This window comes from Streptomyces sp. NPDC016845, from assembly GCF_044332585.1.
Taxonomy (GTDB): domain Bacteria; phylum Actinomycetota; class Actinomycetes; order Streptomycetales; family Streptomycetaceae; genus Streptomyces.
This window is the reverse complement of record NZ_JBIRPI010000002.1, coordinates 477,268-499,815: the sequence shown is the minus strand read 5'-3', so window position 1 is coordinate 499,815 and position 22,548 is coordinate 477,268. Positions and strand designations below refer to the sequence as shown.

General features: G+C 72.3%; 20 protein-coding genes. 12 read left to right on the top strand and 8 right to left on the bottom strand.

Annotated features, from left to right (window positions below; genetic code table 11):
- Positions 1 to 55: 55 nt before the first annotated feature.
- Together ACH4RC_RS08350 and ACH4RC_RS08345 are read left to right on the top strand one after the other, a co-directional pair.
- The gene (locus ACH4RC_RS08350; RefSeq protein ID WP_398196917.1) at positions 56 to 274 is read left to right on the top strand and encodes a hypothetical protein; all 219 of its coding nucleotides are present in this window, start codon (positions 56 to 58) and stop codon (positions 272 to 274) included.
- A 124-nt stretch (positions 275 to 398) separates the two neighbouring features.
- Positions 399 to 1,916 (top strand): hypothetical protein, encoded by a 1,518-nt coding sequence (locus ACH4RC_RS08345; protein WP_398196915.1) that lies wholly within the window; start codon positions 399 to 401, stop codon positions 1,914 to 1,916.
- Positions 1,917 to 2,018: 102 nt separating this feature from the next.
- Here ACH4RC_RS08345 and ACH4RC_RS08340 read toward each other — a convergent pair whose 3' ends face one another.
- A complete protein-coding gene (locus ACH4RC_RS08340) occupies positions 2,019 to 2,375 on the bottom strand; it encodes an iron-sulfur cluster assembly accessory protein (protein ID WP_361068990.1) in 357 nt (118 codons plus the stop codon).
- 291 nt (positions 2,376 to 2,666) lie between these two features.
- Between ACH4RC_RS08340 and nadA the strand changes: the two genes are divergently transcribed.
- Positions 2,667 to 3,863, top strand: coding sequence for a quinolinate synthase NadA (nadA, locus tag ACH4RC_RS08335; protein ID WP_398196912.1), 1,197 nt, complete (start codon positions 2,667 to 2,669; stop codon positions 3,861 to 3,863).
- 135 nt (positions 3,864 to 3,998) lie between these two features.
- On the opposite strand, the gene ACH4RC_RS08330 is transcribed toward nadA, so the two are convergent.
- The 5 genes from ACH4RC_RS08330 to ACH4RC_RS08310 form a co-directional block, all read right to left on the bottom strand.
- Positions 3,999 to 7,136 carry an efflux RND transporter permease subunit gene (locus tag ACH4RC_RS08330; RefSeq protein WP_398196909.1) on the bottom strand — a complete coding sequence of 1,046 codons (3,138 nt, stop codon included), beginning with the start codon at positions 7,134 to 7,136 and terminating at the stop codon, positions 3,999 to 4,001.
- Between the two features lie 164 nt (positions 7,137 to 7,300).
- Positions 7,301 to 8,023: a response regulator gene (locus ACH4RC_RS08325; protein WP_398196906.1), complete on the bottom strand. Its 723-nt coding sequence runs from the start codon at positions 8,021 to 8,023 to the stop codon at positions 7,301 to 7,303.
- Positions 8,020 to 9,249, bottom strand: coding sequence for a sensor histidine kinase (locus tag ACH4RC_RS08320; protein ID WP_398196904.1), 1,230 nt, complete (start codon positions 9,247 to 9,249; stop codon positions 8,020 to 8,022). The genes ACH4RC_RS08325 and ACH4RC_RS08320 overlap by 4 nt, the downstream gene beginning before the upstream one ends.
- Before the next feature lie 38 nt (positions 9,250 to 9,287).
- Positions 9,288 to 9,566 carry a hypothetical protein gene (locus ACH4RC_RS08315; protein ID WP_398196902.1) on the bottom strand — a complete coding sequence of 93 codons (279 nt, stop codon included), beginning with the start codon at positions 9,564 to 9,566 and terminating at the stop codon, positions 9,288 to 9,290.
- 36 nt (positions 9,567 to 9,602) lie between these two features.
- Positions 9,603 to 10,400, bottom strand: coding sequence for a PspA/IM30 family protein (locus ACH4RC_RS08310; protein WP_398196900.1), 798 nt, complete (start codon positions 10,398 to 10,400; stop codon positions 9,603 to 9,605).
- Between the two features lie 255 nt (positions 10,401 to 10,655).
- On the opposite strand from ACH4RC_RS08310, the gene ACH4RC_RS08305 reads away from it, so the two are divergent.
- The 3 genes from ACH4RC_RS08305 to ACH4RC_RS08295 all read left to right on the top strand — a co-directional run bounded on the left by ACH4RC_RS08305 (position 10,656) and on the right by ACH4RC_RS08295 (position 13,310).
- Positions 10,656 to 11,285 carry a DUF3043 domain-containing protein gene (locus tag ACH4RC_RS08305; protein WP_398196897.1) on the top strand — a complete coding sequence of 210 codons (630 nt, stop codon included), beginning with the start codon at positions 10,656 to 10,658 and terminating at the stop codon, positions 11,283 to 11,285.
- A 47-nt stretch (positions 11,286 to 11,332) separates the two neighbouring features.
- Positions 11,333 to 12,076 (top strand): class I SAM-dependent methyltransferase, encoded by a 744-nt coding sequence (locus ACH4RC_RS08300; RefSeq protein ID WP_398197859.1) that lies wholly within the window; start codon positions 11,333 to 11,335, stop codon positions 12,074 to 12,076.
- A gap of 154 nt (positions 12,077 to 12,230) precedes the next feature.
- Positions 12,231 to 13,310, top strand: a complete 1,080-nt coding sequence (locus tag ACH4RC_RS08295) for a S1C family serine protease (RefSeq protein WP_398196894.1) — start codon at positions 12,231 to 12,233, stop codon at positions 13,308 to 13,310.
- Positions 13,311 to 13,432: 122 nt separating this feature from the next.
- Here ACH4RC_RS08295 and ACH4RC_RS08290 read toward each other — a convergent pair whose 3' ends face one another.
- A complete protein-coding gene (locus ACH4RC_RS08290) occupies positions 13,433 to 13,657 on the bottom strand; it encodes a hypothetical protein (protein ID WP_398196891.1) in 225 nt (74 codons plus the stop codon).
- A 111-nt stretch (positions 13,658 to 13,768) separates the two neighbouring features.
- Between ACH4RC_RS08290 and ACH4RC_RS08285 the strand changes: the two genes are divergently transcribed.
- Positions 13,769 to 14,974 carry a bifunctional adenosylcobinamide kinase/adenosylcobinamide-phosphate guanylyltransferase gene (locus ACH4RC_RS08285; RefSeq protein WP_398196889.1) on the top strand — a complete coding sequence of 402 codons (1,206 nt, stop codon included), beginning with the start codon at positions 13,769 to 13,771 and terminating at the stop codon, positions 14,972 to 14,974.
- A gap of 6 nt (positions 14,975 to 14,980) precedes the next feature.
- Here the strand turns inward: ACH4RC_RS08285 and ACH4RC_RS08280 are convergent, their stop codons facing one another.
- Complete coding sequence (locus ACH4RC_RS08280) at positions 14,981 to 16,039, bottom strand: class I SAM-dependent methyltransferase (protein WP_398196887.1); 1,059 nt, start codon at positions 16,037 to 16,039, stop codon at positions 14,981 to 14,983.
- A 265-nt stretch (positions 16,040 to 16,304) separates the two neighbouring features.
- On the opposite strand from ACH4RC_RS08280, the gene cobT reads away from it, so the two are divergent.
- The 5 genes from cobT (at position 16,305) to ACH4RC_RS08255 (ending at position 22,380) form a co-directional block, all read left to right on the top strand.
- Complete coding sequence (gene cobT / locus ACH4RC_RS08275; protein WP_398196884.1) at positions 16,305 to 17,417, top strand: nicotinate-nucleotide--dimethylbenzimidazole phosphoribosyltransferase; 1,113 nt, start codon at positions 16,305 to 16,307, stop codon at positions 17,415 to 17,417.
- 103 nt (positions 17,418 to 17,520) lie between these two features.
- Positions 17,521 to 19,269 carry a phosphatidylglycerol lysyltransferase domain-containing protein gene (locus ACH4RC_RS08270; RefSeq protein WP_398196882.1) on the top strand — a complete coding sequence of 583 codons (1,749 nt, stop codon included), beginning with the start codon at positions 17,521 to 17,523 and terminating at the stop codon, positions 19,267 to 19,269.
- The gene (locus tag ACH4RC_RS08265; protein ID WP_398196879.1) at positions 19,266 to 19,940 is read left to right on the top strand and encodes a hypothetical protein; all 675 of its coding nucleotides are present in this window, start codon (positions 19,266 to 19,268) and stop codon (positions 19,938 to 19,940) included. The genes ACH4RC_RS08270 and ACH4RC_RS08265 overlap by 4 nt, the downstream gene beginning before the upstream one ends.
- A 9-nt stretch (positions 19,941 to 19,949) precedes the next feature.
- Complete coding sequence (gene cobS, locus ACH4RC_RS08260) at positions 19,950 to 20,720, top strand: adenosylcobinamide-GDP ribazoletransferase (RefSeq protein WP_398196876.1); 771 nt, start codon at positions 19,950 to 19,952, stop codon at positions 20,718 to 20,720.
- Positions 20,721 to 20,859: 139 nt separating this feature from the next.
- Entirely contained in the window at positions 20,860 to 22,380 is a 1,521-nt protein-coding gene (locus ACH4RC_RS08255; protein ID WP_398196874.1) for a leucyl aminopeptidase, read from the top strand.
- The last annotated feature ends 168 nt before the right edge of the window (positions 22,381 to 22,548 follow it).

Here is a 22,548-nt window from a genome sequence, read left to right as displayed (position 1 = left end):
AACTACCCGATAGTAGGGCTTTTTTCCTGAGACGTGTCGTGCATACGGTGCGGATATGACCTACGACGTGTCTTTCATGGCCCAGGACGGGCTCGCGGCGTTGCGCGGCGACTGTGCGCGGATGGTGCCGCACTGGGTACTGCCCCGGGCGCCCTGGGAGACGGACCGGACGGACCGGACCGTGCGGGCGGTCGGCCCCTCCGGTATCCACGGGGTCCACGTGCCCGCGAAGTCGGCGCGGCTCATCGACGCGATGGCGGACTTCGGCGACTGAGAACAAGCCCCGGGCGCGCGTGAGGGAACCGTGCGCTCCCCTGTCACGTCCCATCGCCGTCCCCTTTCGCTCTCCCGCATCGAGGGGATACGGGATACGACGCGACAGGTGAAGGAGCGATGCGGTGAGCACCGAAGAGCAGACGCGGGATCGGCATCCGCGGCGGCGCACGCTGGCGGTCGCCTCGGTCGCGGCGGCTGTGCTGCTCGCGGGCGGCGGCGGCGCGTACCTCGCGGCGCACAACACGTCGGGCGGTGGCGGCGATCCCCGTACCGGCGGTGCCGGCGGCGACGGCACTCCCCCGCCGCTCGCCCTGGACGGTTACGCGCAGGGCGGCAGTCCGGGCACGACGAACGGGATCGCGCCGGGCGAGCCCGACCCCAACGGCACGCGTTACCGGGCGTCCGGCGATCTGCCGGAAGGGCCCGGCGAAGCCCCGGTCCACCGCGCCGAGGGGCAGGTGACGGCCGCGGAGGTGGCCGCGCTCGCCAAGGCCCTCGACGTCGGCGGAAAGCCCGAACTCCACGGCGGCGCCTGGCGGTTGGGACCGGCGAAGGACGGTTCGGGGCCGTCGCTCCAGGTGAACCGGGAGGCGCCGGGGACCTGGACGTACGCCCGGTACGCGCCCTCGGCCGGGAACAAGTGCGCGGGCGGGACGAAGTGCGCCGACCCGGCGACCGGTGGCAGCGCGAAGGACGCGGTGAGCGAGGCCGAGGCGAAGAAGAGCGCGGCCCCCGTTCTGAAGACGCTCGGCGAGGACGACGCGAAGCTGGACGCGACGCAGCTCATGGGCGCCACCCGGGTGGTGAACGCCGACCCGGTGATCGGCGGGCTGCCCACGTACGGCTGGTCGACCGGCATCCAGATCGGTCCGGACGGGCAGGTGAGCGGCGGCAGCGGGCAGCTGAAGACGCCGGTCGAGGGCGCCACGTACCCGACGATCGGCGCGAAGGAGACGATCGAGCGGCTGAACAGCTCGGCGGCGGGCGACCGTGCGGAGGTGGGCGGGTGCGCAAGCGCGGTGCCGCTCGACGGGACCTCGGCCGAGCCGGGCCAGAGTCGGCAGGGCGCCGGGTGCGACCCGTCGTCGCCGAGGCCGCCCGCGTCCACGACCGTCGCCGTCACGAAGGCCACGTTCGGGCTCGCCGCGCATTACGTGGAGGGCAAGCAGGCGCTGGTGCCGTCGTGGCTGCTCCAGGTGGAGCCGGCCGGGCAGGCGAAGGCGTTCACGGTGACACATCCGGCGGTGGAGCCGAAGTTCCTGGTGGCACCGAGCACCGCCACACCGCCGTCCTCGACCCCGTCCGCGTCCGCGTCCGCGAGTACGGGGTCGCAGACCGGTGACGTACGGGTGCAGGGGTACCGGGCCGACGGGCGGAGGCTGACGCTGCACTTCTCCGGGGGCGTGTGCGCGACGTACGCGGCGTCCGTGAGGGAGTCCGGCGACGAGGTCGCCGTGCGGGTCACCTCGACCGAGAAGAAGGGCACCGTCTGCGTCGAGATGGCGAAGTTCTACACGCTGCCCGTGACGCTCGACGCGCCGCTCGGCGATCGTGAGGTCGTACGGGAGAAGGGCGGGACCGTGCCGCTCGCGGAGAAGAACGGGCCGGGCGGGGCCGCCCCTCCGGCGCCCCGGGACTGACGGTCCCCGGCAGCCGGTACCGCAGCCGGTACGGCGAAGGGCGGTCACCCCACCCGGGGTGACCGCCCTTCGCCGTACTGCCGGCTTCGAAGCTCGCTCGCTCTAGCTGAACGAGTCGCCGCAGGCGCAGGAGCCCGTGGCGTTCGGGTTGTCGATCGTGAAGCCCTGCTTCTCGATGGTGTCGACGAAGTCGATGGAGGCGCCGCCCAGGTACGGGGCGGACATGCGGTCGGTGACGACCTTGACGCCGCCGAAGTCCTTCACGACGTCACCGTCGAGCGAGCGCTCGTCGAAGAAGAGCTGGTAGCGCAGGCCGGAGCAGCCGCCGGGCTGAACGGCCACCCGCAGAGCCAGGTCCTCGCGGCCTTCCTGCTCGAGCAGCGCCTTGACCTTCGCCGCGGCGTTGTCGCTCAGGATGATGCCGTCGCTGACGGTGGTGGTCTCGTCCGATACGGACATCTACATCTCTCCCGGGTTGTACGGAGACTGCTTGCCGACCATTGCAACCGGCCAAGGCCCGGATCCATTCCGGATCGTCGGGACGTTTCGCGCTTCTCTTTCATGCTCGCACACCCGCGGCGGAGCGGGCACGGGGCGGACGGCGCGGATTGCGTCACATCGACGACATCGCCATCGTCAAAGTGACATGAAGGGGATATGATAGATAGCGTCATTTCGACGAGAAGTGATGTGAAGCGATGCGAAGTATCGAGAGAAGTCTCGTTCCGCGAACAAGAAAGGGTGCGTGACGTGACCACGGCCCAGACCCCCCAGGCAGTCGTCGACCTGGACGTTTCGCCGACGCCGCTGGCGCTCCTGCTGCTCGGCCGCGAGGCCGACACCGCGAGCGAGCGCGGTGTCGACTGCCCCGGCGACCTGCCCTCGCCCTCCGACCCCGGCCTGGTGGAGCGGGCCCGCGCGGCCAAGGAGAAGCTCGGCGACAAGGTGTTCGTGCTCGGGCACCACTACCAGCGCGACGAGGTCATCCAGTTCGCGGACGTCACCGGCGACTCCTTCAAGCTCGCGCGGGACGCCGCCGCGCGGCCCGAGGCCGAGTACATCGTCTTCTGCGGTGTGCACTTCATGGCCGAGTCCGCCGACATCCTCACCGGCGACGACCAGAAGGTCGTGCTCCCCGACCTCGCCGCCGGGTGCTCGATGGCCGACATGGCCACCGCCGAGCAGGTCGCCGAGTGCTGGGACGTGCTCACCGACGCCGGGATCGCCGAGCAGGTCGTGCCCGTCTCGTACATGAACTCCTCCGCCGACATCAAGGCGTTCACCGGCAAGCACGGCGGCACGATCTGTACGTCGTCGAATGCCGAGCGCGCGCTGAACTGGGCGTTCGAGCAGGGCGAGAAGGTGCTCTTCCTGCCCGACCAGCACCTCGGGCGGAACACCGCCGTGCGGGATCTGGGCATGTCGCTCGAGGACTGCGTCGTGTACAACCCGCACAAGCCCGGGGGCGGGCTGAGCGTGGAGGAGCTGCGCGCCGCCAAGATGATCCTCTGGCGCGGGCACTGCTCCGTGCACGGCCGCTTCTCGCTGGAGTCGGTGAACGACGTGCGTGAGCGGATACCCGGCGTGAACGTCCTCGTCCACCCCGAGTGCAAGCACGAGGTCGTCGCCGCGGCGGACTACGTCGGATCGACGGAGTACATCATCAAGGCGCTCGAGGCCGCGCCGGCCGGGTCCAAGTGGGCCATCGGAACCGAGCTCAACCTTGTGCGGCGGCTTGCCAACCGGTTCGCTCCCGAGGGCAAGGAGATCGTCTTCCTCGACAAGACGGTGTGCTTCTGCTCGACCATGAACCGGATCGACCTGCCCCACCTGGTGTGGGCCCTGGAGTCGCTGGCCGACGGCCGCCTCGTGAACCGCATCGAGGTCGACCGCGAGACGGAACAGTTCGCGAAGCTGGCGCTCGAACGCATGCTGGCCCTGCCGTAACCGAGCCCCCTCGGGGGCGCGAGGAACGGCGCGAGCAACCAGCGAAAAGCCGCAGCCGCGTCTGCTGATGTATCGAGCAGACGCGGCTGCGGCTTTGTCGTGGCTGGTCGCGCGGTTCCCCGCGCCCCTAGGGGGTCAGACCCCGGCCCGTTCCGACTCCGGGGAGTCCGACTGGGTCGGGACGTCGGCCTTGCGGGCCCGCTTCGCGGCGCGCCTGGTCGCCCGGTGCTCCTTGCCGAGCTCCAGCATCGCGTACAGCGTCGGCACGAGCAGCAGCGTCAGCAGCGTCGATGTGATCAGGCCGCCGATCACGACCACCGCGAGCGGCTGAGCGATGAAGCCGCCCTCGCCCGTGACCCCGAGCGCCATCGGGAGGAGGGCGAAGATCGTGGCCAGGGCGGTCATCAGGATCGGCCGGAGGCGGTGACGGCCGCCCTCGACCACGGCCTCGACCACGCCGAGCCCCTGGGCCCGGTACTGGTTGATGAGGTCGATGAGGACGATCGCGTTGGTGACGACGATGCCGATGAGCATCAGCATGCCGATCATCGCGGGCACACCCATCGCCGTACCGGTGATGACCAGCAGCCCGATCGCACCGGTCGCCGCGAACGGGATCGAGACCAGCAGGATCATCGGCTGCGCCAGCGACCGGAACGTGGCCACGAGCAGCATGAAGACGATCGCGATGGCCGCGAGCATCGCCAGGCCGAGGTTCTTGAAGGCGTCGTCCTGGTCGGAGGTGACGCCGCCGATCGACGCCGTCGCACCCTCCGGCAGGTCCAGCTTGTCGATCTTCTTCTGAAGGTCGGTGCCGACCGCGCCCGTGTTGTCCCCGGTGGGCTTGGCGGTGATGGTGGCCGCGCGGGCGCCGTCGATGCGCGTCATGGAGACCGGACCGTCGACCAGCCGCACCGTGGCGATGTCGCCGAGCTTCACCCCGCCCGGACCCATCGGCACGTTCTTCAGCTCGTCGATCGTCGTCGCCGGCTTCGCCGACTTCACGACGACGTCGCGCTCGGTGTCGTCGAGGATCGCCTTGCCGCTGGTGGTACCGCGCACCGCCTGGGCGACGGCGGCGCCGAGCGTCGTGTCGTCGAACCCGGCGGCGGCCGCCTTGTCGTTGGCGCGAACCGAGATCCGCGGCACCGACTGCGACAGGTCGCTGGAGACGTCGGTGACGTCGTCGAGGGCGGCGACGACCTTGCGGACCTGCTCGGACGCCTTGTCGAGCACGGAACCGTCGGCGGCCTTGACGACCACGCTGAGGTCCTGGCTGCCGAAGCCGTCACCGGCGGAGATCCGTGTCGTGCCGATGCCGGACAGCTTGCCGAGCTCGCGCTCGATGCGGTCCTGCGTGTCCTCGTACGACGCCTTGTCCTTGAGCGTGACCTGGTACGAGGCCTGGTTGGTGTCGGTGCCGCCGCCGAAGGCGGCCATGAAGCCGGAACTGCCGATGGTGACCTGGTAGTCCTTGATCTCGTCGAGGGAGTTGAGCACCTTCTCGACCTGCTGGGCCGCGGCGTCGGTCGCGGCCAGGCTGGTGCCGGGCTTCATCTCCTGCTTGATGGAGAGGACTTCCTGCTCGCCCTGGTCGAAGAAGTTCGTCTTGAGCAGCGGCGCCATGCCGATCGTGCCGAGCAGGACGACGCCGGCGATGAGCAGGCTGGTCAGCCGGCGGCGCGTGGCGAAGCGCAGGACCGGGACGTAGATCCGCTGGAGCTTGGAGCGGGCTTCCTTCTCCTCGGCCTTGCGGCGGGCCTCCTCCGGGTCGATGCCCTGGATCGCCTTGGGCGGGCGCAGGAACCAGTAGGAGAGGACCGGGACGACGGTGAGCGAGACGAGGAGGGAGGCGAGGAGCGCCGCCGTCACCGTCAGGGAGAACGAGCCGAACAGCTCGCCGACCATGCCGCCGACCAGGCCGATGGGAAGGAAGACCGCCACGGTCGTCAGGGTCGAGGACGTGACCGCTCCCGCCACCTCGCGGACCGCCTTGAGGATGGCCTCGTGGCGCTCCTCTCCGTAGCCGAGGTGGCGCTTGATGTTCTCCAGGACCACGATCGAGTCGTCGACTACGCGGCCGATCGCGATGGTCAGCGCGCCGAGCGTGAGCATGTTGAGCGAGAGGTCGCGGGTCCACAGGACGATCAGCGCGAGGACCACCGACAGCGGGATGGAGACCGCGGTGACGAGGGTCGAGCGCAGCGACCCCAGGAAGACCAGGATGACGATGACCGCGAAGAGCAGGCCGAGCGCGCCCTCCGTGGTCAGACCCGAGATCGACTTGGAGACGGCCGGGCCCTGGTCGCTGACGACGGTCAGCTCGGCGCCGGAGCCGAGGTCCTTCCGCAGGTCGTCGAGCTTGTCCTGCACCGCGTCGGAGATGGTGACGGCGGAGCCGTCGTGGTCCATGGTCACGGCGACGGCGAGGCTGGGGCGGCCGTCGGTGCGGGTGATCGAGTCCGCGGTGGACTGCTCCTGCTTCACCGTGGCGATGTCGGCGAGGCGTACGGGCTTCTTCACGCCCTGACCGGTGACCATGAGGTCCTCGATCTGCCGCAGCGAGGTGAAGCCGCCGCCGACCTGGACCGTACGGTTCTTGCCGTCCTCGGCGAAGGAGCCCGCGGGCAGGGTGGCGCCGCCGGCCTGGAGGGACTGGCTCAGCGTCTGGACGCTGATCCCGGCCGCCGCCATCTTCTTGTCGTCCGGCGTGACGTCGACCTGGAGGTCGCGGACGCCGTCGACGCTGACCTGGCCGACGCCGTCGATGTCCTTGAGGGCCGGGACGACGGTCTTGTCGAGCTGGTCGGCGAGGGCCTGCTGGTCCTTGTCGGAGGTGACGGCGAGCACGACGGTCGGGATGTCGTCGGTGGAACCGGCGACGACCTGCGGGTCGACGGCGTCGGGCAGCTGGGAGCGGGCCCGGTTGACGGCCTGCTGGACGTCGGCGACGAGCTGCTTGGAGTCGCTCCCGCTGCCGTAGTCGAACTGGGCCATCACCAGCGCGTTGCCCTCGGAGGCCGTGGAGGTGACGCCGGTGATTCCGTCGACGGCGTCGATGGAGTTCTCCAGCACCTCGACGACCTGCTTCTCCACCACGTCGGGGGACGCGCCCTGGTACGGGGCCAGGACGGAGACCATGGGCAGTTCGATGGTGGGCAGCAGTTGCTGCTTGAGCTGGGGGATCGCTATCGCGCCGAAGACGAGCGCGATGATGGACACCAGCCCGATCAGGGCGCGTTGAGCGAGGCTGAATTTCGACAGCCATGACATGGGGCGGGGTTCTCCAGGGGCGTGAGCGGTGGATGACGGCCCATGGCGCGGACATGCTCCGGGGCCCACCTACACCTTCGGCCACGGAAAGGGCCCGCTTCGTCGCTCCCAGGTCCCGTTCTTATGCGGCGCCTACTGCGGCCGTAGTACATACGGCGGTGGCGTCACTCCACCCTTGGACGGACGAGGCCCGATTCGTAGGCAATTACCACGAGTTGGGCCCGGTCGCGGGCGCCGAGTTTGGCCATGGCGCGATTCACGTGGGTCTTCACGGTGAGCGGGCTGACTTCGAGCCGCTCCGCGATCTCGTCGTTGGAGAGGCCGCCCGCGACCTGGACCAGGACCTCGCGCTCGCGCACGGTGAGCGCGGCGAGCCGCTCCGCGTGGGCGCCACCGGCCCGGGTCCCGTCGTCCGAACCGTCGCTCTGCGCGAGGAACTTGGCGATCAGGCCCTTGGTCGCGACGGGCGAGAGCAGCGCGTCCCCGGCGGCGGCGACGCGGACGGCGCCGAGCAGTTCCTCGGGTTCGGCGCCCTTGCCGAGGAACCCGGAGGCCCCGGCCCGCAGCGACTGGACCACGTACTCGTCGACCTCGAACGTCGTCAGCATCACGACGCGTACGTGGGCGAGTCCGGGGTCGGCGCTGATCTCCCGGGTCGCGGCGAGGCCGTCGGTGCCCGGCATCCGGATGTCCATGAGGACGACGTCGGGCCGCTCGGAGCGGGCCAGGCGCACGGCCTCGGCGCCGTCGGACGCCTCCCCCACCACCTGCATGTCGGACTCGGAGTCGACGAGGACGCGGAAGGCGCTGCGCAGCAGGGCCTGGTCGTCGGCGAGCAGCACCCTGATGATGCCGGTGGTCGAGTCCGTGCTTGTGCCGCTCGTCATGGCGTGGCATCCCCTGGTGTGGTCGTGCGGGCGTCGACCGGAAGGATCGCATGGACGCGGAAACCGCCGCCGTAGCGCGGTCCGGTGGAGAGGCGGCCGCCGAGCGCGGTGACGCGTTCGCGCATGCCGAGCAGGCCGTGGCCGCCGTTCTCGTCGAGGCGGTCGGCGGGTACGGGTACCGCGCCGGGCCCGTCGTCGATGATCGTGATCTCCACGTCCCGGCCTACGCGTACGACGCTGACCTCGGCCTTCGCGTCGGACCCCGCGTGCTTGCGCACATTGGTCAGCGCCTCCTGCACGACGCGGAAGGCGGCCAGGTCGACGGCGGCGGGCAGCGCCGGGGCCGACGCGGCGCGGGCCACCTCCACGGGCAGGCCCGCGTGGCGGAAGGTGGCGACGAGGTCGTCGAGCCGGTCGAGTCCGGGCGCCGGTTCGGTCGGTGCCTCCGGGTCGCCGCTCTGCCGCAGCAGGCCGACGGTGGCGCGGAGTTCGTCGAGCGCGGAGCGGCTGGCGTCGCGGACGTGCGAGAGGGCTTCCTTGGCCTGGTCGGGCCGCTTGTCCATGACGTGCGCGGCGACTCCGGCCTGCACGTTGACCAGGGCGATGTGGTGGGCGACGACGTCGTGCAGATCGCGGGCGATGCGCAGCCGCTCCTCCGCGACGCGCCGCCGCGCCTCCTCCTCCCGGGTCCGCTCGGCCCGTTCGGCGCGCTCGCGTATGGCCTGGACGAAGGCGCGCCGGGAGCGGACCGCGTCGCCCGCCGCCGCGGCCATCCCGGTCCAGGCGAAGATCCCGATGTTCTCCTGCGCGTACCAGGGCAGCGGGCCGGCGAGCATGGCGATGGCGGTGAGCACGGCCATCGTGGCGAGGCCGACGCGCCAGGTGGTGGGGCGGTCGGTGGTCGCGGCGACCGTGTAGAGCGCGATCACGGCGGACATCACGACGGGGGCGCGGGGCTCACCGGTGACGAGTTCGACGATGGACACGGCCGACGTCGCGCCCAGTACGTACATGGGGGCGACCCGCCGGAAGATGAGCGCGGCGGCGCCGAGCACCATGAGCAGGAGGCTGAGCGCTTCCGGGGTGCGGGCGCCCCAGACGTACGACCCGTCGGGGCCGTGCGGGTCGACGAAGGAACCGGCGACCATGGCGATGAGGACGCCGAGGGCGACGATGGCGTCCAGGGCCAGGGGGTGCGCCCTGGCCCACCGTACGAGGGGGGTCACCGGGTTCACGGTAGCCGTCCCCTGTACCGCGGCGCGGGTCAGCCCGGGATCAGGCCGTCGTCGCCGAGCATGTCCCGGACCGTTTCGAGCGTCGCGTCCTCGGCGGGCAGGATCAGCTCGGAGGGTTCCAGGGCGTCGTCCGGGAGCGGCGTGCCGAGGCGGCGCACGGCGTCGAGGAGCGCGGAGAGCGTGCGCCGGAAGCCCGGCTCGTCGCCGCCCTCCATCTCCGCGAGCAGCTCGTCGTCCAGCTTGTCGAGCTCGGCGAAGTGGCCGTCGGCCAGCCTCATCTGGCCCTCCCCCATGATCCGTACGATCATGACGCCCTCCTCGGGCCGTTACCTGCCTGCTGTGGGCTACTGCTTGTCGAAGCGCGGAGTGTCCTGCGGCTGCTGCGTCTGCTGGCCCTGGCCCGCGCCGCCCTCGATCGCCTGCTTGGACGGGGAGGAGCCGCCGGCCAGCTCGGCCTTCATGCGCTGCAGCTCCAGCTCCACGTCCGTACCACCGGAGAGGCGGTCCAGCTCGCTCTGGATGTCGTCCTTGGCGAGCCCCGACGGGTCGTCGAGGGCGCCCGAGGCGAGCAGTTCGTCGATCGCGCCGGCCCGCGCCTGGAGCTGGGCCGTCTTGTCCTCGGCGCGCTGGATCGCCATGCCGACGTCGCCCATCTCCTCGGAGATGCCGGAGAACGCCTCGCCGATCCGCGTCTGCGCCTGGGCCGCGGTGTAGGTGGCCTTGATGGTCTCCTTCTTCGTACGGAAGGCGTCGACCTTGGCCTGCAGCCGCTGCGCCGCGAGGGTCAGCTTCTCCTCCTCGCCCTGCAACGTCTGGTGCTGGGTCTGCAGGTCCGTGACCTGCTGCTGGAGCGCGGCGCGACGGGACAGCGCCTCGCGGGCCAGGTCCTCGCGGCCGAGCGCGAGCGCCTTGCGGCCCTGGTCCTCCAGCTTCGAGGACTGGCCCTGGAGCTGGTTGAGCTGCAGCTCCAGGCGCTTGCGGCTGGTCGCCACGTCGGCGACGCCGCGGCGCACCTTCTGCAGCAGCTCCAGCTGCTTCTGGTACGAGTAATCGAGGGTCTCGCGCGGGTCCTCGGCCCGGTCAAGGGCCTTGTTCGCCTTCGCGCGGAAGATCATCCCCATACGCTTCATGACACCGCTCATGGGCTTCGCGCGCCCCCTTCTGACAGATCCGACCGGCCGTTCCAGCTCCAGCACTGCGACAGAATCCACAGTACGGGTCCTGCATCTATTACCGCACTGTTCAGGTGCGGATGCGCTCATCCCCAAGGACGACTGCGTGCTGCTCCGATCCGGCGTGAGGAGTAGGAGGATCCCTACGGTGTGCCCTTGTGTGTCCTTACGGTGCCCCTATGGACGCACGACGTTGCCGGATCGTTCCCCACGGGCCTGTGGTCCATGCACGTCCACCGCGTACCCTTGGCTTTTGTGTTCCGTAGCCGATCCAAGGACGACAAGGCCACTGCCGCCAAGGCCCCGGTGACCTCCTCGTCCACGCAGACCCGAGACCCGCAGGCGCCCAAGGGCCGCCCCACGCCCAAGCGCAGCGCGGCCCAGTCGCAGCGCCGCAGCGTGGCCAACACCAAGATGACGCCCAAGGAGGCCCGCGGGCGTCAGCGCGAGGAGCGCCGTACCGCGATGGAGCGTCAGCGCGCCGCGCTGGCCAGTGGTGACGAGCGTTATCTGCCGGCCCGCGACAAGGGTCCCGTGCGCAAGTACGCGCGCGACTTCGTCGACTCGCGGTTCTGCATCGCCGAGTACTTCCTGCCGATGGCGGTGATCATCCTCGTCCTGAGCATGGTCCGCGTCGGCTCGCTGCAGAACATCGCGCTGCTGCTGTGGCTGTTCGTGATCGTCGCGATCGTGATCGACTCGGCCATCACCGGCTTCCGCCTGAAGAAGAAGCTGGCGGACAGGTTCCCCGACGAGCGCCGCAAGGGCGCGGTGGCGTACGCGCTGATGCGCACGCTGCAGATGAAGCGCCTTCGTCTGCCGAAGCCGCAGGTAAAGCGTGGGGAGCGACCCTGAGCACGGAGTCCTTCACCGGGGACGCGGCGCGCGCCTGGCAGGCGAAGCTGGGCGGTCTGCGCAATGTCGTACGGCAGGAGCTGACGGCCCGGCAGCTCGATGAGCAGATAGCCGGCCGGTTCCCCGTCGGGCAGCGGCTGCGGGTGCTCGACGTGGGGATGGGCCAGGGCACGCAGGCGTTGCGCCTGGCCAGGGCCGGGCACAAGGTCACCGGCGTCGAGCAGGACGCCGAGATGATCGCCGTGGCGCAGCAGGCGCTGGCCGCCGAGCCGGAGGGTGTGCGCGAGCGGGTGCGGCTCGTCGAGGGCGACGGCCGGGAGACCGGCGTCCACTTCCTGCCCGGCAGCTTCGACGTCGTGCTCTGCCACGGCGTCCTGATGTACGTGGAGGAGCCGGACGCGCTGCTCGCGGGCCTCGCGCGGATGCTGGCCCCGGGCGGCCTGCTCTCGCTGCTCGTGCGGAACGCGGACGCGCTCGCCATGCGGCCGGGCCTCGCCGGTGACTGGGTCACGGCGCTCGGCGCCTTCGACTCGGCGACCTACCACAACCGCCTCGGGCTCGACGTCCGGGCGGACCGGCTGGCCCAGCTGACGGACACGCTCGCCGGGATCGGGGCCCCGCTGCACGCCTGGTACGGGGTGCGGGTCTTCACCGACCAGGCCGAGGACGGGGCCGACCTGCCGGAGCGCGGAGAGCTGCAGACGCTGCTCGCCGCGGAGGAGCGGGCGGGGCGTACGGAGCCGTACCGGCGGGTGGCGGCGCTGCTGCATCTGTGCGGGGTGCGCGGCTGAGCGCCCGTCCGGTGCGCGGGGCGGGCGATACGGCTCCGCGAGCGTGACGCTCCGGGCCTGAACGCCCCTCACGCCATAGCTGGTCGGACATGGCCGACACCTGTTCGGCGGTGCGGGGCGGGCGCCCGGCCCGCGCGAACGTGACAATCCGGGCATGAAAGCCTCTCGCGCGGCCGCGCGCCGTACTTCGCTGACCGTCGCCGTCGTGTGCGCGGCGGCGCTCGCCTCGGGCTGCTCGGGCTCCGGCTCGCCGTCGGCGTCACCGACCGGGTCACCGCCTGGGTCCACCGCGCGGGCGGCGCCCGCGGCGGCCGACAGCCTCCAGGACGACTACCAGCGGGTGATCAAGGATGTCCTGCCGTCGGTCGTCCAGATCCAGGCCTCGTCCGACCTCGGCTCCGGCGTCGTCTACGACGACCAGGGGCACATCGTCACGAACGCGCACGTCGTCGGCGACGACAAGACGTTCAAGGTCACGACGGCCAGCAGCACGGAGGCGCTGACCGCGGAGCTGGTCTACGCGTACCCGGAGCAGGACCTGGCCGTCATCAAGCTGACGAAGCGTCCGGACGGGCTGAAGGCGGCGCGGTTCGGGGACTCGGCGAAGGTGGCGGTCGGGCAGATCACGCTCGCCATGGGGTCACCGCTCGGGCTCTCCTCCAGCGTCACCCAGGGCATCGTCTCGGCGACCGGCCGCACCGTGAGCGAGAGCCGGTCCGGCGGCGGTACGGGGGCGACGATCGCCAACATGGTGCAGACGTCCGCCGCGATCAACCCCGGCAACAGCGGCGGCGCCCTGGTCAACCTCTCCGGCGAGGTCATCGGCATCCCCACTCTCGCGGCGACCGACCCGGGCCTCGGCAACAGCTCGGCCCCCGGCATCGGCTTCGCGATCCCCGCGTCGATGGCGAAGACCGTCGCCGACCAGGTCATCAAGGTCGGCAAGGTCACGGATTCCGGCCGCGCCGCCCTCGGCATCACCGGCCGCTCGGTCCTGGACGACGGCTACAAGCCCGCCGGGGTCGCCGTGGTGACGGTGACGAACGGCGGCGGCGCCCGGAAGGCCGGCCTCGAACCGGGCGACATCATCACCCGCCTCGGCACGACGGACGTCCCGACGATGCAGTCCCTCTCCGAGGCCCTGGCGGAGAAGCGCCCCGGGGACAAGGTGACGCTGACATACCTGAGGGACGGCGCGGAGAGGAAGGCCGAGGTCACGCTGACCGAGATCTGACCGCATGCCCCAGGGGCGCGGGGAACTGCGCGCCCGGCCACGACGAGGCCCGCACCCCGCGGCGCGGACCCGCCCCGGGCCGGGCGGGGCAGGGCCTGCCCGCCCCGCGCGGCCCGCGCCCGTCACTCCTGCGGCGCCGCCGCTTCCGCGTGCAGGCTCATCGGGCCGTAGATCACCGTGTCGTCCTCGGAGAGGGTGACCTGGTCCGCGCCGCCCTCGGCCAGCGCCTTCCACTGTTCGCCGATCCAGGACTCCGCGTCGCCCTGGGTCGTGAACTCCTCCGGCTGCACCGCCGGAGGCACCTCCGTGCCGTCGGACTTCTCGAACCGCCACGTCCATGCCGCCATGTCAGCCTCCCGGTACCGGATGCCCGATGTCGCGCTCTGATGTCCTGCTGTGATGTCCCTGGAAGCGTAGCCGGGCGCGCGGCCCGTGCGGGGGCGCGGGAAGATCTTCTCGTGGAACTGACTCTGCTCGGCACCGGAGCCCCCGAAGGACTGCCCCGCCCCGACTGCCCCTGCGCGGCGTGCGCGACCGCGCTCGGACCGCAAGCCCGCGCCGCGACGGCGCTGCTCGTCGACGGGGTGCTGCTGCTCGACCTGACGCCGGGCGCCGCGTTCGCCGCGGCCCGCGCGGGGCACAGCCTCGGCGGCGTACGGCAGGTGCTGCTCTCGCATCCGCACGACGGGCCCGCGGTCGAGGTACCGGCGGGCCTTCCGCAGCCGGCCCGGGTGCCGGACGGGCGGGAGCTGGCGCTGCTGACCGGGCACCGGGTGCGGGCGCTCGCCCTGGACGCGCCCGGTACCGGGTACGAGGTGGTGGGGCCCGAGGGCGAGCGGGTGCTGTATCTGCCGCCGGGTGCCGCGCCCGCGGGGCTCGAAGGGGCGCGAAGCCCGTACGAGATGGTGGTCCTCGATGTGACCGGGCGGCCGGACGCGCTGGCGCGGCTGCGCTCAGCGGGGGCGATCGGGGCCGTCACCGATGTCGTCGCCGTACATGTGGACCACGACGTGCCGCCCGGCCCGGAGCTGGACCGGCGGCTCGCCGCGGCGGGTGCGCGGGCCGTGCCCGACGGGACGACCCTGATCGTCGGCGCGTACGAGAGCGTGCCCGACGTGCCGCGCAGGGCGCTGGTCCTCGGCGGCGCCCGGTCCGGGAAGTCGGTGGAGGCGGAGCGGCGCCTGGCCGCCTTCCCCGACGTGCTGTACGTGGCCACCGGCGGCACCCGGGGCGGGGACACCGAGTGGGCCCAGCGCGTCGCCGTACACCGTGAGCGGCGGCCGGGGTCGTGGCGGACCACCGAGAGCTGCGACCTGCTCCCGCTCCTCGCCGACGCGGGCGACCCGGCGCCGCTGCTCGTGGACTGCCTGTCGCTGTGGCTGACGCACGTCATGGACGAGGTCGGGGCCTGGGACGACGCCGAGTGGGCGGGGGGCGGGGAGAAGGCGCTGCGCGGGAGAGTGGCCGAACTCGTCGACGGGGTGCGGCGGACCCGGCGCACCGTCGTCGCCGTCTCGAACGAGGTCGGCTCCGGGATCGTGCCCGCGACCGCGTCCGGGCGCCGCTACCGCGACGAACTCGGCCGTCTGAACGCCGCGTTCGCGGGCGAGTGCGAGCAGGTGCTGCTGGTCGTCGCGGGCCAGGCGCTCGCGTTGCGCGGCTGAACGCCCTTACGGGTTGCGGCGGGCGATGATCCGGTACGCGTTCGAGAAGCGGGTGCGGCTGACCAGCGGGGCGAGCAGTACGTCGGCGGCGTAGCAGGCGACGAAGGCGGGGGCCGCCACGTAGACGAGGACCTGGCGGAGGCGGCGCCGGAAACGGCCCGGGGGCCTGCGCCACGGGTCGTCGCGGTCGGGCAGGCAGTGGCCGAGGAGCAGGGCGCAGGCGGCCGACAGGTCGAGCGGGACGTGGGGCTCGCGGCGGTCGACGGCGACGACCGTGAAGCCGAGGGCGCGCAGCTCCGTGCGGAGGTTGGCGAGCGGGATGAAGTGCAGGTGCTGGGGCTGGAAGTACGGCACCCACCATTTGCGCAGCAGCTTCGCGTAGCGGCTCTCGGGGTCGGGGACCTCGATGAGGAGGTGGCCGCCGGGGCGCAGGACGCGGTGGGCGGCCTTGAGCTCCTCGCGGGGTTCGATGGCGTGCTCCAGGTGGTGGAACATCGTCATGGCGTCGTAGCGGCCCGCGAGGCGGGGCGCGAGGTCGGTGAGGAGACCGCGGTGGGCCCGCTGGATGCGGCCGCGTCTGCGGCCCTCCTCGACGGCCGGGCCGACGTCGAGGCCGTCGAACGCGGTGTAGGGCATGACGCTGCGGGCGACGGCGGGGAAGTGGGCGCGGCCGGTGCCGATGTCCAGCCAGCTCTCGGGCTCGATGTACTTGCGCAGGGCGCGGGCCGCGCGCAGGTGGCGTCTGGCGGAGCTCTGCGGGCCGAAGATCTTCTCGGCCTGGTTCGCGTAGAGGCCGTCGTAGAAGTCGCGGTAGTAGAAGGCGAGGCCCTCGGCGGTGAGGCGGGGGTTCTGGAAGGAGTGGCCGCACACCTCGCACTGGTCGACGGTGAAGGTGCCGGGCTTGTGCTGGAGCAGGTCGGTGGTGCGCAGCCGGGTGCGCAGCTTGGTGGAGCCGCACCAGGGGCAGTCCGGGCGGGGCCGCTCGTGGAAGCGCTCGGTGCCCTGGGCGAGTTCGGTGAGGTAGGCGGGGCGGCGGGCGGCCACGGCCTGCGCGGTGCGGGACATGTCTGCGTCAACTCCTGACCGAGGCCCCTGTGCGGGGCTCCTGACCGGGCTCCTGGTGCCGCCGGCTGCCCGTGGGGCCGCCGTTCACGCGGTACGACAATCAGATGTAAATGCGAACGTAAGGGATGATCAGTCGCCACGCAATGACGCTACGGAGTCGGTGCGTCGCGCGAGGTGACGGCGGGTCGGAGGCTCGGCGGAGGGGGCGCCGGGACCTGGGGGACGCCACGGGTCCTGGGCGGAACCGGCCGGTACTGTTCGGCGAATGAGCTCGCTGAATCTCGACGACTTCACCGACCTGATCGAGCGCCCCGACGGCGGGACCCGCCGCGACGCCGAGGAGCGCAGGGCCCGGTTCGCCGTGCCGCCGGGCGCCCTCGGCCGCCTCGACGAACTGGGCGAGTGGCTGAGCGCCGCCCAGGGTTCGGTGCCGGTGCGGCCGGTCGCGCGGCCCCGCGTGATCCTCTTCGCCGGTGACCACGGGATCGCGGAGCTCGGTGTGTCGAAGCGGGCCGCCGGCAGCGCCGCGGCCCTGGTCCGCGAGGCCGTCGAGGGCGCGAGCGCGGGCGCGGTCCTGGCCCGGCGGCTCGGCGTCGGCGTCCGCATCGTCGACATGGCGCTCGACTGCGAGCCGGACGAACTCCCCGCGGCCGTCGTGAGCCACCGGGTACGGCGCGGCTCCGGGCGTATCGACACCGAGGACGCGCTGACCCTGGACGAGGCCGAGCAGGCGTTCCGCGCCGGCATGGCGCTCGCCGACGAGGAGGCCGACTCGGGTACGGATCTGGTGGTGCTCGGCGACCTCAGCGTGGGCGGCACCACGGCGGCGGCCACGCTCGTCGCGGCGCTGTGCGGCACCGACGCCTCCGTCGTCACGGGGCGCGGCGGCGACCCCATCGACGACCTGGCGTGGATGCGCAAGTGCGCGGCGGTGCGGGACGCGCTGCGCCGGGCGCGCCCGGTCCTCGGCGACCAGCTGCAGCTCCTCGCCACGGTCGGCGGCGCGGACCTCGCCGCCGCCACCGGGTTCCTGCTCCAGTCCGCCGTGCGCCGGATGCCGGTGATCCTGGACGGCGTCGTGTCGGCGGCCTGCGCCCTGGTCGGCCAGCGCGTCGCGTTCCGCGCCCCGGACTGGTGGCTGGCGGCGCACACGAGCGGCGAGCCCGCCCAGGCGAAGGCGCTGGACCGGATGGCGATGGACCCGCTCCTCGACCAGGGTGTCCGCCTCGGCGGCGGCGCGGGCGGGCTGCTCGCGCTGCCCCTGGTGCAGTCGGCGGCGGCGCTCGCGGCGGAGCTGCCGGAGGCGGAGCAGCCGAAGACCGACGAGGACGCGGACACCGACACCGACACCGACGACGCGAACACCCCCGAGGCGTAGCACTCGGGGCCCGCGTCGCCCTGTGACGGCGTCGCACCCGGGGGCGGCGACGCCGACCGCAAATCACCCATAACTCCACCAAAGCGCCCATATGCTCGCCTGTATGGGCGTCACCGGAGAGCCACAGTCCACCAGCACACCGACCTCACGGCGCGCCGCGCGGTTCACCGTCCGGTACCTCCGGTCGGTCACGTCCCTCAATCTGCTGAGCGCCGTCTGGTTCTCGTTCGGCCAGGACCTGCGGCGCCACAACTCGGAGAACTACTTCACCCCGTACCTCCTCGCGGCGGGGTTCTCCTCCGCGATCGTCGCCTGGTTCCTCGCGGTCACGATGCGGCGGCGCAAACGCGCGGCATGGATCCTCAACCTGGTTCTGAGCGGCCTCTTCCTGCTGCTGTTCGGCTGCGTGATGTGCTTCCCGGAGGTCCGGCAGTACGCGCAGAACTGGATCTCGCTCGCGCTGACCGCCGTGTTCGTGGCCGCCCTCCTCCTGGGCCGCCGCGAGTTCTACGCGAAGGGCGACCGTTCGAACCCGAGGCTCGCGGCGGTCGTCGCGGGCTGCGGCCTGCTCGCCACCTCGCTCTTCGCCGCGTTCCTGGTCACCCTCACCGATCACGGCCACAGCTCGACCTTCCTGGAGCGCTGGCGCTACGGCGCCCTGCGCCTCGTCTCGGTCGCGGTCGACGACTCGCGCCACCCGGGCATCACCACCCCCCACTGGGTCGACGTCGCCGTCAACGTCCTGTCCACCGCTCTCCTGATCGCCGTCGTCCACGCCGCTTTCCGCTCCCGCCGCGCCGTCGACCCCCTCTCCCCCGAGGACGAGTCGCGGCTGCGCGCCCTGCTCGACAAGGGCGGCGCCCGCGACTCGCTCGGCTACTTCGCGCTGCGCCGCGAGAAGAGCGTCGTCTGGTCCCCGACGGGCAAGGCGGCGGTGACCTACCGGGTGCTCGGCGGCGTCTCCCTGGCCTCCGGCGACCCGATCGGCGACCCGGAGGCGTGGCCCGGCGCCATCGCGGCCTGGCTCACCGAGGCGCGCGTGCACGGCTGGCTGCCCGCCGTGATGGGCGCGAGCGAGGAGGCGGGCACCATCTACGCGCGGCACGGCCTGGACGCCCTCGAACTCGGCGACGAGGCCGTCGTGGAGACCGCGGGGTTCACCCTGGAGGGCCGGGCGATGCGCACCGTCCGCCAGGCCCACAACCGGGTCGGGCGCGCGGGCTACACGGTCCGCGTCCGCCGCCACGAGGACATCCCGGCCGCCGAGATGACGAACCTCCTGAAGCGCGCCGACGACTGGCGCGACGGTGCCACCGAACGCGGCTTCTCGATGGCGCTCGGCCGCCTCGGCGACCCGGCCGACGGCCAGTGCGTGATGCTCGAATGCACGGACGCGCGCGGGGAGTTGAGAGCGGTGCTCTCCTTCGTGCCGTGGGGCGCCGCCGGGCTCTCCCTCGACCTGATGCGCCGCGACCGCGCCTGCGGCAACGGCCTCATGGAGTTCATGGTCATCGAACTCCTCCGCCGCGCCCCCGAGATCGGGATCACTCAGGTCTCGCTGAACTTCGCCATGTTCCGCTCCGTCTTCGAACGCGGCGCGCGACTCGGCGCGGGCCCGGTGCTGCGCCTGTGGCGGGCGCTGCTCAGCTTCTTCTCGCGGTGGTGGCAGATCGAGTCGCTGTACCGGGCCAACGCCAAGTACCGCCCCGTCTGGGCACCCCGCTTCCTGCTCTTCGAGAAGAGCGCCGACCTGCCGCGCATCGGCCTCGCCTCGGCCCGCGCCGAGGGCTTCCTCGACGTACCGGCCCTGCCCGCGCTGCGCCGCCGCCCGCGCCTGGAGCACCACGGATGACCGCCTTGCGCGCAGGGGCCGCCCGGGAATGGGGGCCCCTGTTCGGCCTCGTACGCGCACGGCTCCTCGCCCGCCGGTGGCGTTCGGTCCCGCTGACGACGGCCGCCCTATGCCTGACGGCGGCGTTCCAGTACGCGCAGAACCAGCCCTGGGGCTACCAGCCGGTCCAGGACATCGGCTCGGTCCGCGCCGGGGACCCGCTCCGGCTCGCCCTGCTCCGCACCCCGCTCTCCCTCTTCGTCCCGGCGCTCGATCTCCCCGTCTGGGGCGCGCTCGCGCAGATCCTGCTGGTGTTCGGCATCGCGGAACTGTGCCTCGGCCGCCGCCGCACCCTCGCCATCGCGTACGTGGCCACGCTCGCCGGCACCCTCTACGCGCGGCTCGGCGTCGCGCTCGGCCCGGACGCTCCGCTCGGCCTGCTCGCGTCCGAGGCGCAGGTCGTGGACAACGGCCCGTCGGCGGCGGTCGTCGGGCTCGCGGTCTACGTGTGCTGGCGCCACCGGGCCCGCTGGACAGCCGCCCTCGTCATCACTCTCATGGTCACCGAGTGCCTGGTCGAGCCCAATCTGGCGGGCAAGGAGCACCTGGCCGCGATCCTCGCCGCGCTCGCCCTGTGCGGCGCCACGGCGCTGCGTGACCGGCCCGCCGTCCGCCGGTGCGTCCCGGGATAACCTCCCCCGGTGTCCGCAACAAGCTCCCGCGCCGCCCTCGCCGACGGCATACGTTTCGCCTTCGGCACCCTCACCGTGCTGCCCGTCACCGTCACCCGCTGGGACCGGGACGCCGCCCGCGCCGGCATGGTGTGCGCCCCGCTGGCCGGCCTGGTCGTCGGGCTCGCGGCGGCCGCGCTCGGCGGGGCGCTGACCTTGCTCGGCGCGGGCGCGCTCCTCGCGGCGGTCGCCTCCGTCGCGGTCCCGGCGGTCCTCACCCGGGGCCTGCACCTGGACGGCCTCGCGGACGTCGCCGACGGCCTCGGCAGCGGGAAGCCTCCGGCGGACGCGCTGGCCATCATGAAGCAGTCGGACATCGGCCCGTTCGGCGTCGTGACCCTCGTCCTCACCCTGCTCGCCCAGGTCGCCGTCCTGGCCCAGCTGTACGCGGACTCCTGGTTTCACGGCGCCGTCGCGGCCACCCTCTCCGCCGTGACCGCCCGCCTCGCCCTGACCCTCGCCTCCCGCACCGGCGTCCCGGCGGCCCGCCCGGAGGGCCTGGGCGCGGCGGTCGCCGAAACGGTGTCACCGAGGGCCGCCCTGTTGACGGGCGCGGCGATCGCCGTCCTGGCGGCCCCGCTGTCGCCGGTGGCGACACCCGCCGTCGTACTGGGCTGCGGCGCGGCCGAGTTGCTGCTGCGCAGGTGCGTGCGCAGGTTCGGCGGGGTGACGGGTGACGTGTTCGGAGCGGTGGCGGAGACGGCGGCGACGGCCACACTGGTGACGCTGGCCGTAAATTGAGCCCCTCCGGTGGTCGAGGAGCGGGGTCCGGGGCGGAGCCCCGTGACGGCGACCTCGACGGGGCGGCACGAACGACACCGGCGTAGGCTCCGAACCGGGCCACCCAAACCCCGCAACACGAAAGAGGGACCTCACCACAGTGACTGCTCTGACTCTCAGCACCGCCGCGGCCAGCGGCCTGCGCGCCGACGCCATCGTCGTCGGTGTCGCCAAGAGCGACAAGGGCCTGGTCGTCGCGCCCGGCGCGGAGGCCGTGGACAAGGCGTACGACGGCAAGCTCGCCTCCGTCCTGGAGACCCTCGGCGCCGCGGGCGGCGAGGGCGAGGTGACCAAGCTCCCCGCGCCTTCCGGCTTCAAGGCGCCGGTCGTGCTGGCGGTCGGCCTCGGCCCGCTCCCCGAAGAGGACGAGGTGTTCGACGCGGAGTCGCTGCGCCGCGCCGCGGGCGTCGCCGCCCGCACCCTCGCCGGTGCGAAGAAGGCCGCGTTCGCGCTGCCGGTCGAGGACGCCGAGGACGCCGGTGCGGTCGCCGAGGGCGCGCTGCTCGGCGCGTACTCCTTCGACGCCTACAAGGAGTCCGCGAAGGACGCGAAGAACGCCAAGGCGCCCCTCGCCGAGGTGGCCCTGCTCGGCACCAAGCCCCGCGACAAGGCGTACAAGGCCGAGATCGAGCGCGCCACCGCGCTCGGCGAGGAGCTGAACCGCGCCCGTGACCTGATCAACACCCCGCCGAACGACCTCAACCCGGAGGCCTTCGCCGCCGTCGCCCAGGCGGCCGGCAAGGAGCACGGCATCAAGGTGCAGGTCCTCGACGAGAAGGCGCTCGTCAAGGGCGGCTTCGGCGGCATCCTCGGCGTCGGCGCCGGTTCCGCCGCGGGCCCGCGTCTGGTGAAGCTCTCGTACACGAGCTCCAAGGCGGACAAGCACCTCGCCTTCGTCGGCAAGGGCATCACGTACGACTCGGGCGGCATCTCGCTGAAGCCGGCCGGGCACAACGAGACGATGAAGTGCGACATGGCCGGCGCCGCCGCCGTGTTCGCCGCCGTCGTCACCGCGGCCCGCCTCAAGCTCCAGGTGAACGTCACCGGCTGGCTGGCGCTCGCCGAGAACATGCCGTCCGGCTCCGCCACCCGCCCCGGTGACGTGCTGCGCATGTACTCCGGCAAGACGGTCGAGGTGCTCAACACGGACGCCGAGGGCCGCCTGGTCCTGGCCGACGCCCTCGCCAAGGCCTCCGAGGAGGAGCCGGACGCGATCATCGACGTGGCGACCCTGACCGGCGCCATGGTGCTCGCGCTCGGCAGCCGCACCTACGGGATCATGTCCAACGACGAAGCCTTCCGTACGGAGATCCACGAGATCGCCGAGGAGGTCGGCGAGCCGGCGTGGCCGATGCCGCTCCCCTCGCACCTGCGCAAGGGCATGGACTCGGCGACCGCCGACATCGCCAACATGGGCGAGCGGATGGGCGGCGGCCTGGTCGCCGGTCTCTTCCTCCAGGAGTTCGTCGGCGAGGGCATCACGTGGGCCCACCTGGACGTCGCGGGCCCGGCCTTCAACGAGGGCGGCCCGTTCGGTTACACGCCCAAGGGCGGCACCGGTTCGGCGGTCCGTACGCTGGTCCGCCTCGCGGAGCGCACGGCCGCGGGCGAGCTCGGCTGATCCCGCGTAGTCACTGGTGACAGCCCCGGGCGTGAGCGCCCGGGGCTGTTCGCTTTCGACGAACAAGCGGGCTCGACCCGCATCTGTCCCACCCGCCCGCGGTGTAACCGGGGTCTCAGTGACCGGCCCGGCGTCCCGCATGCCTGCGACAAGTGCGAGGATGGGGGG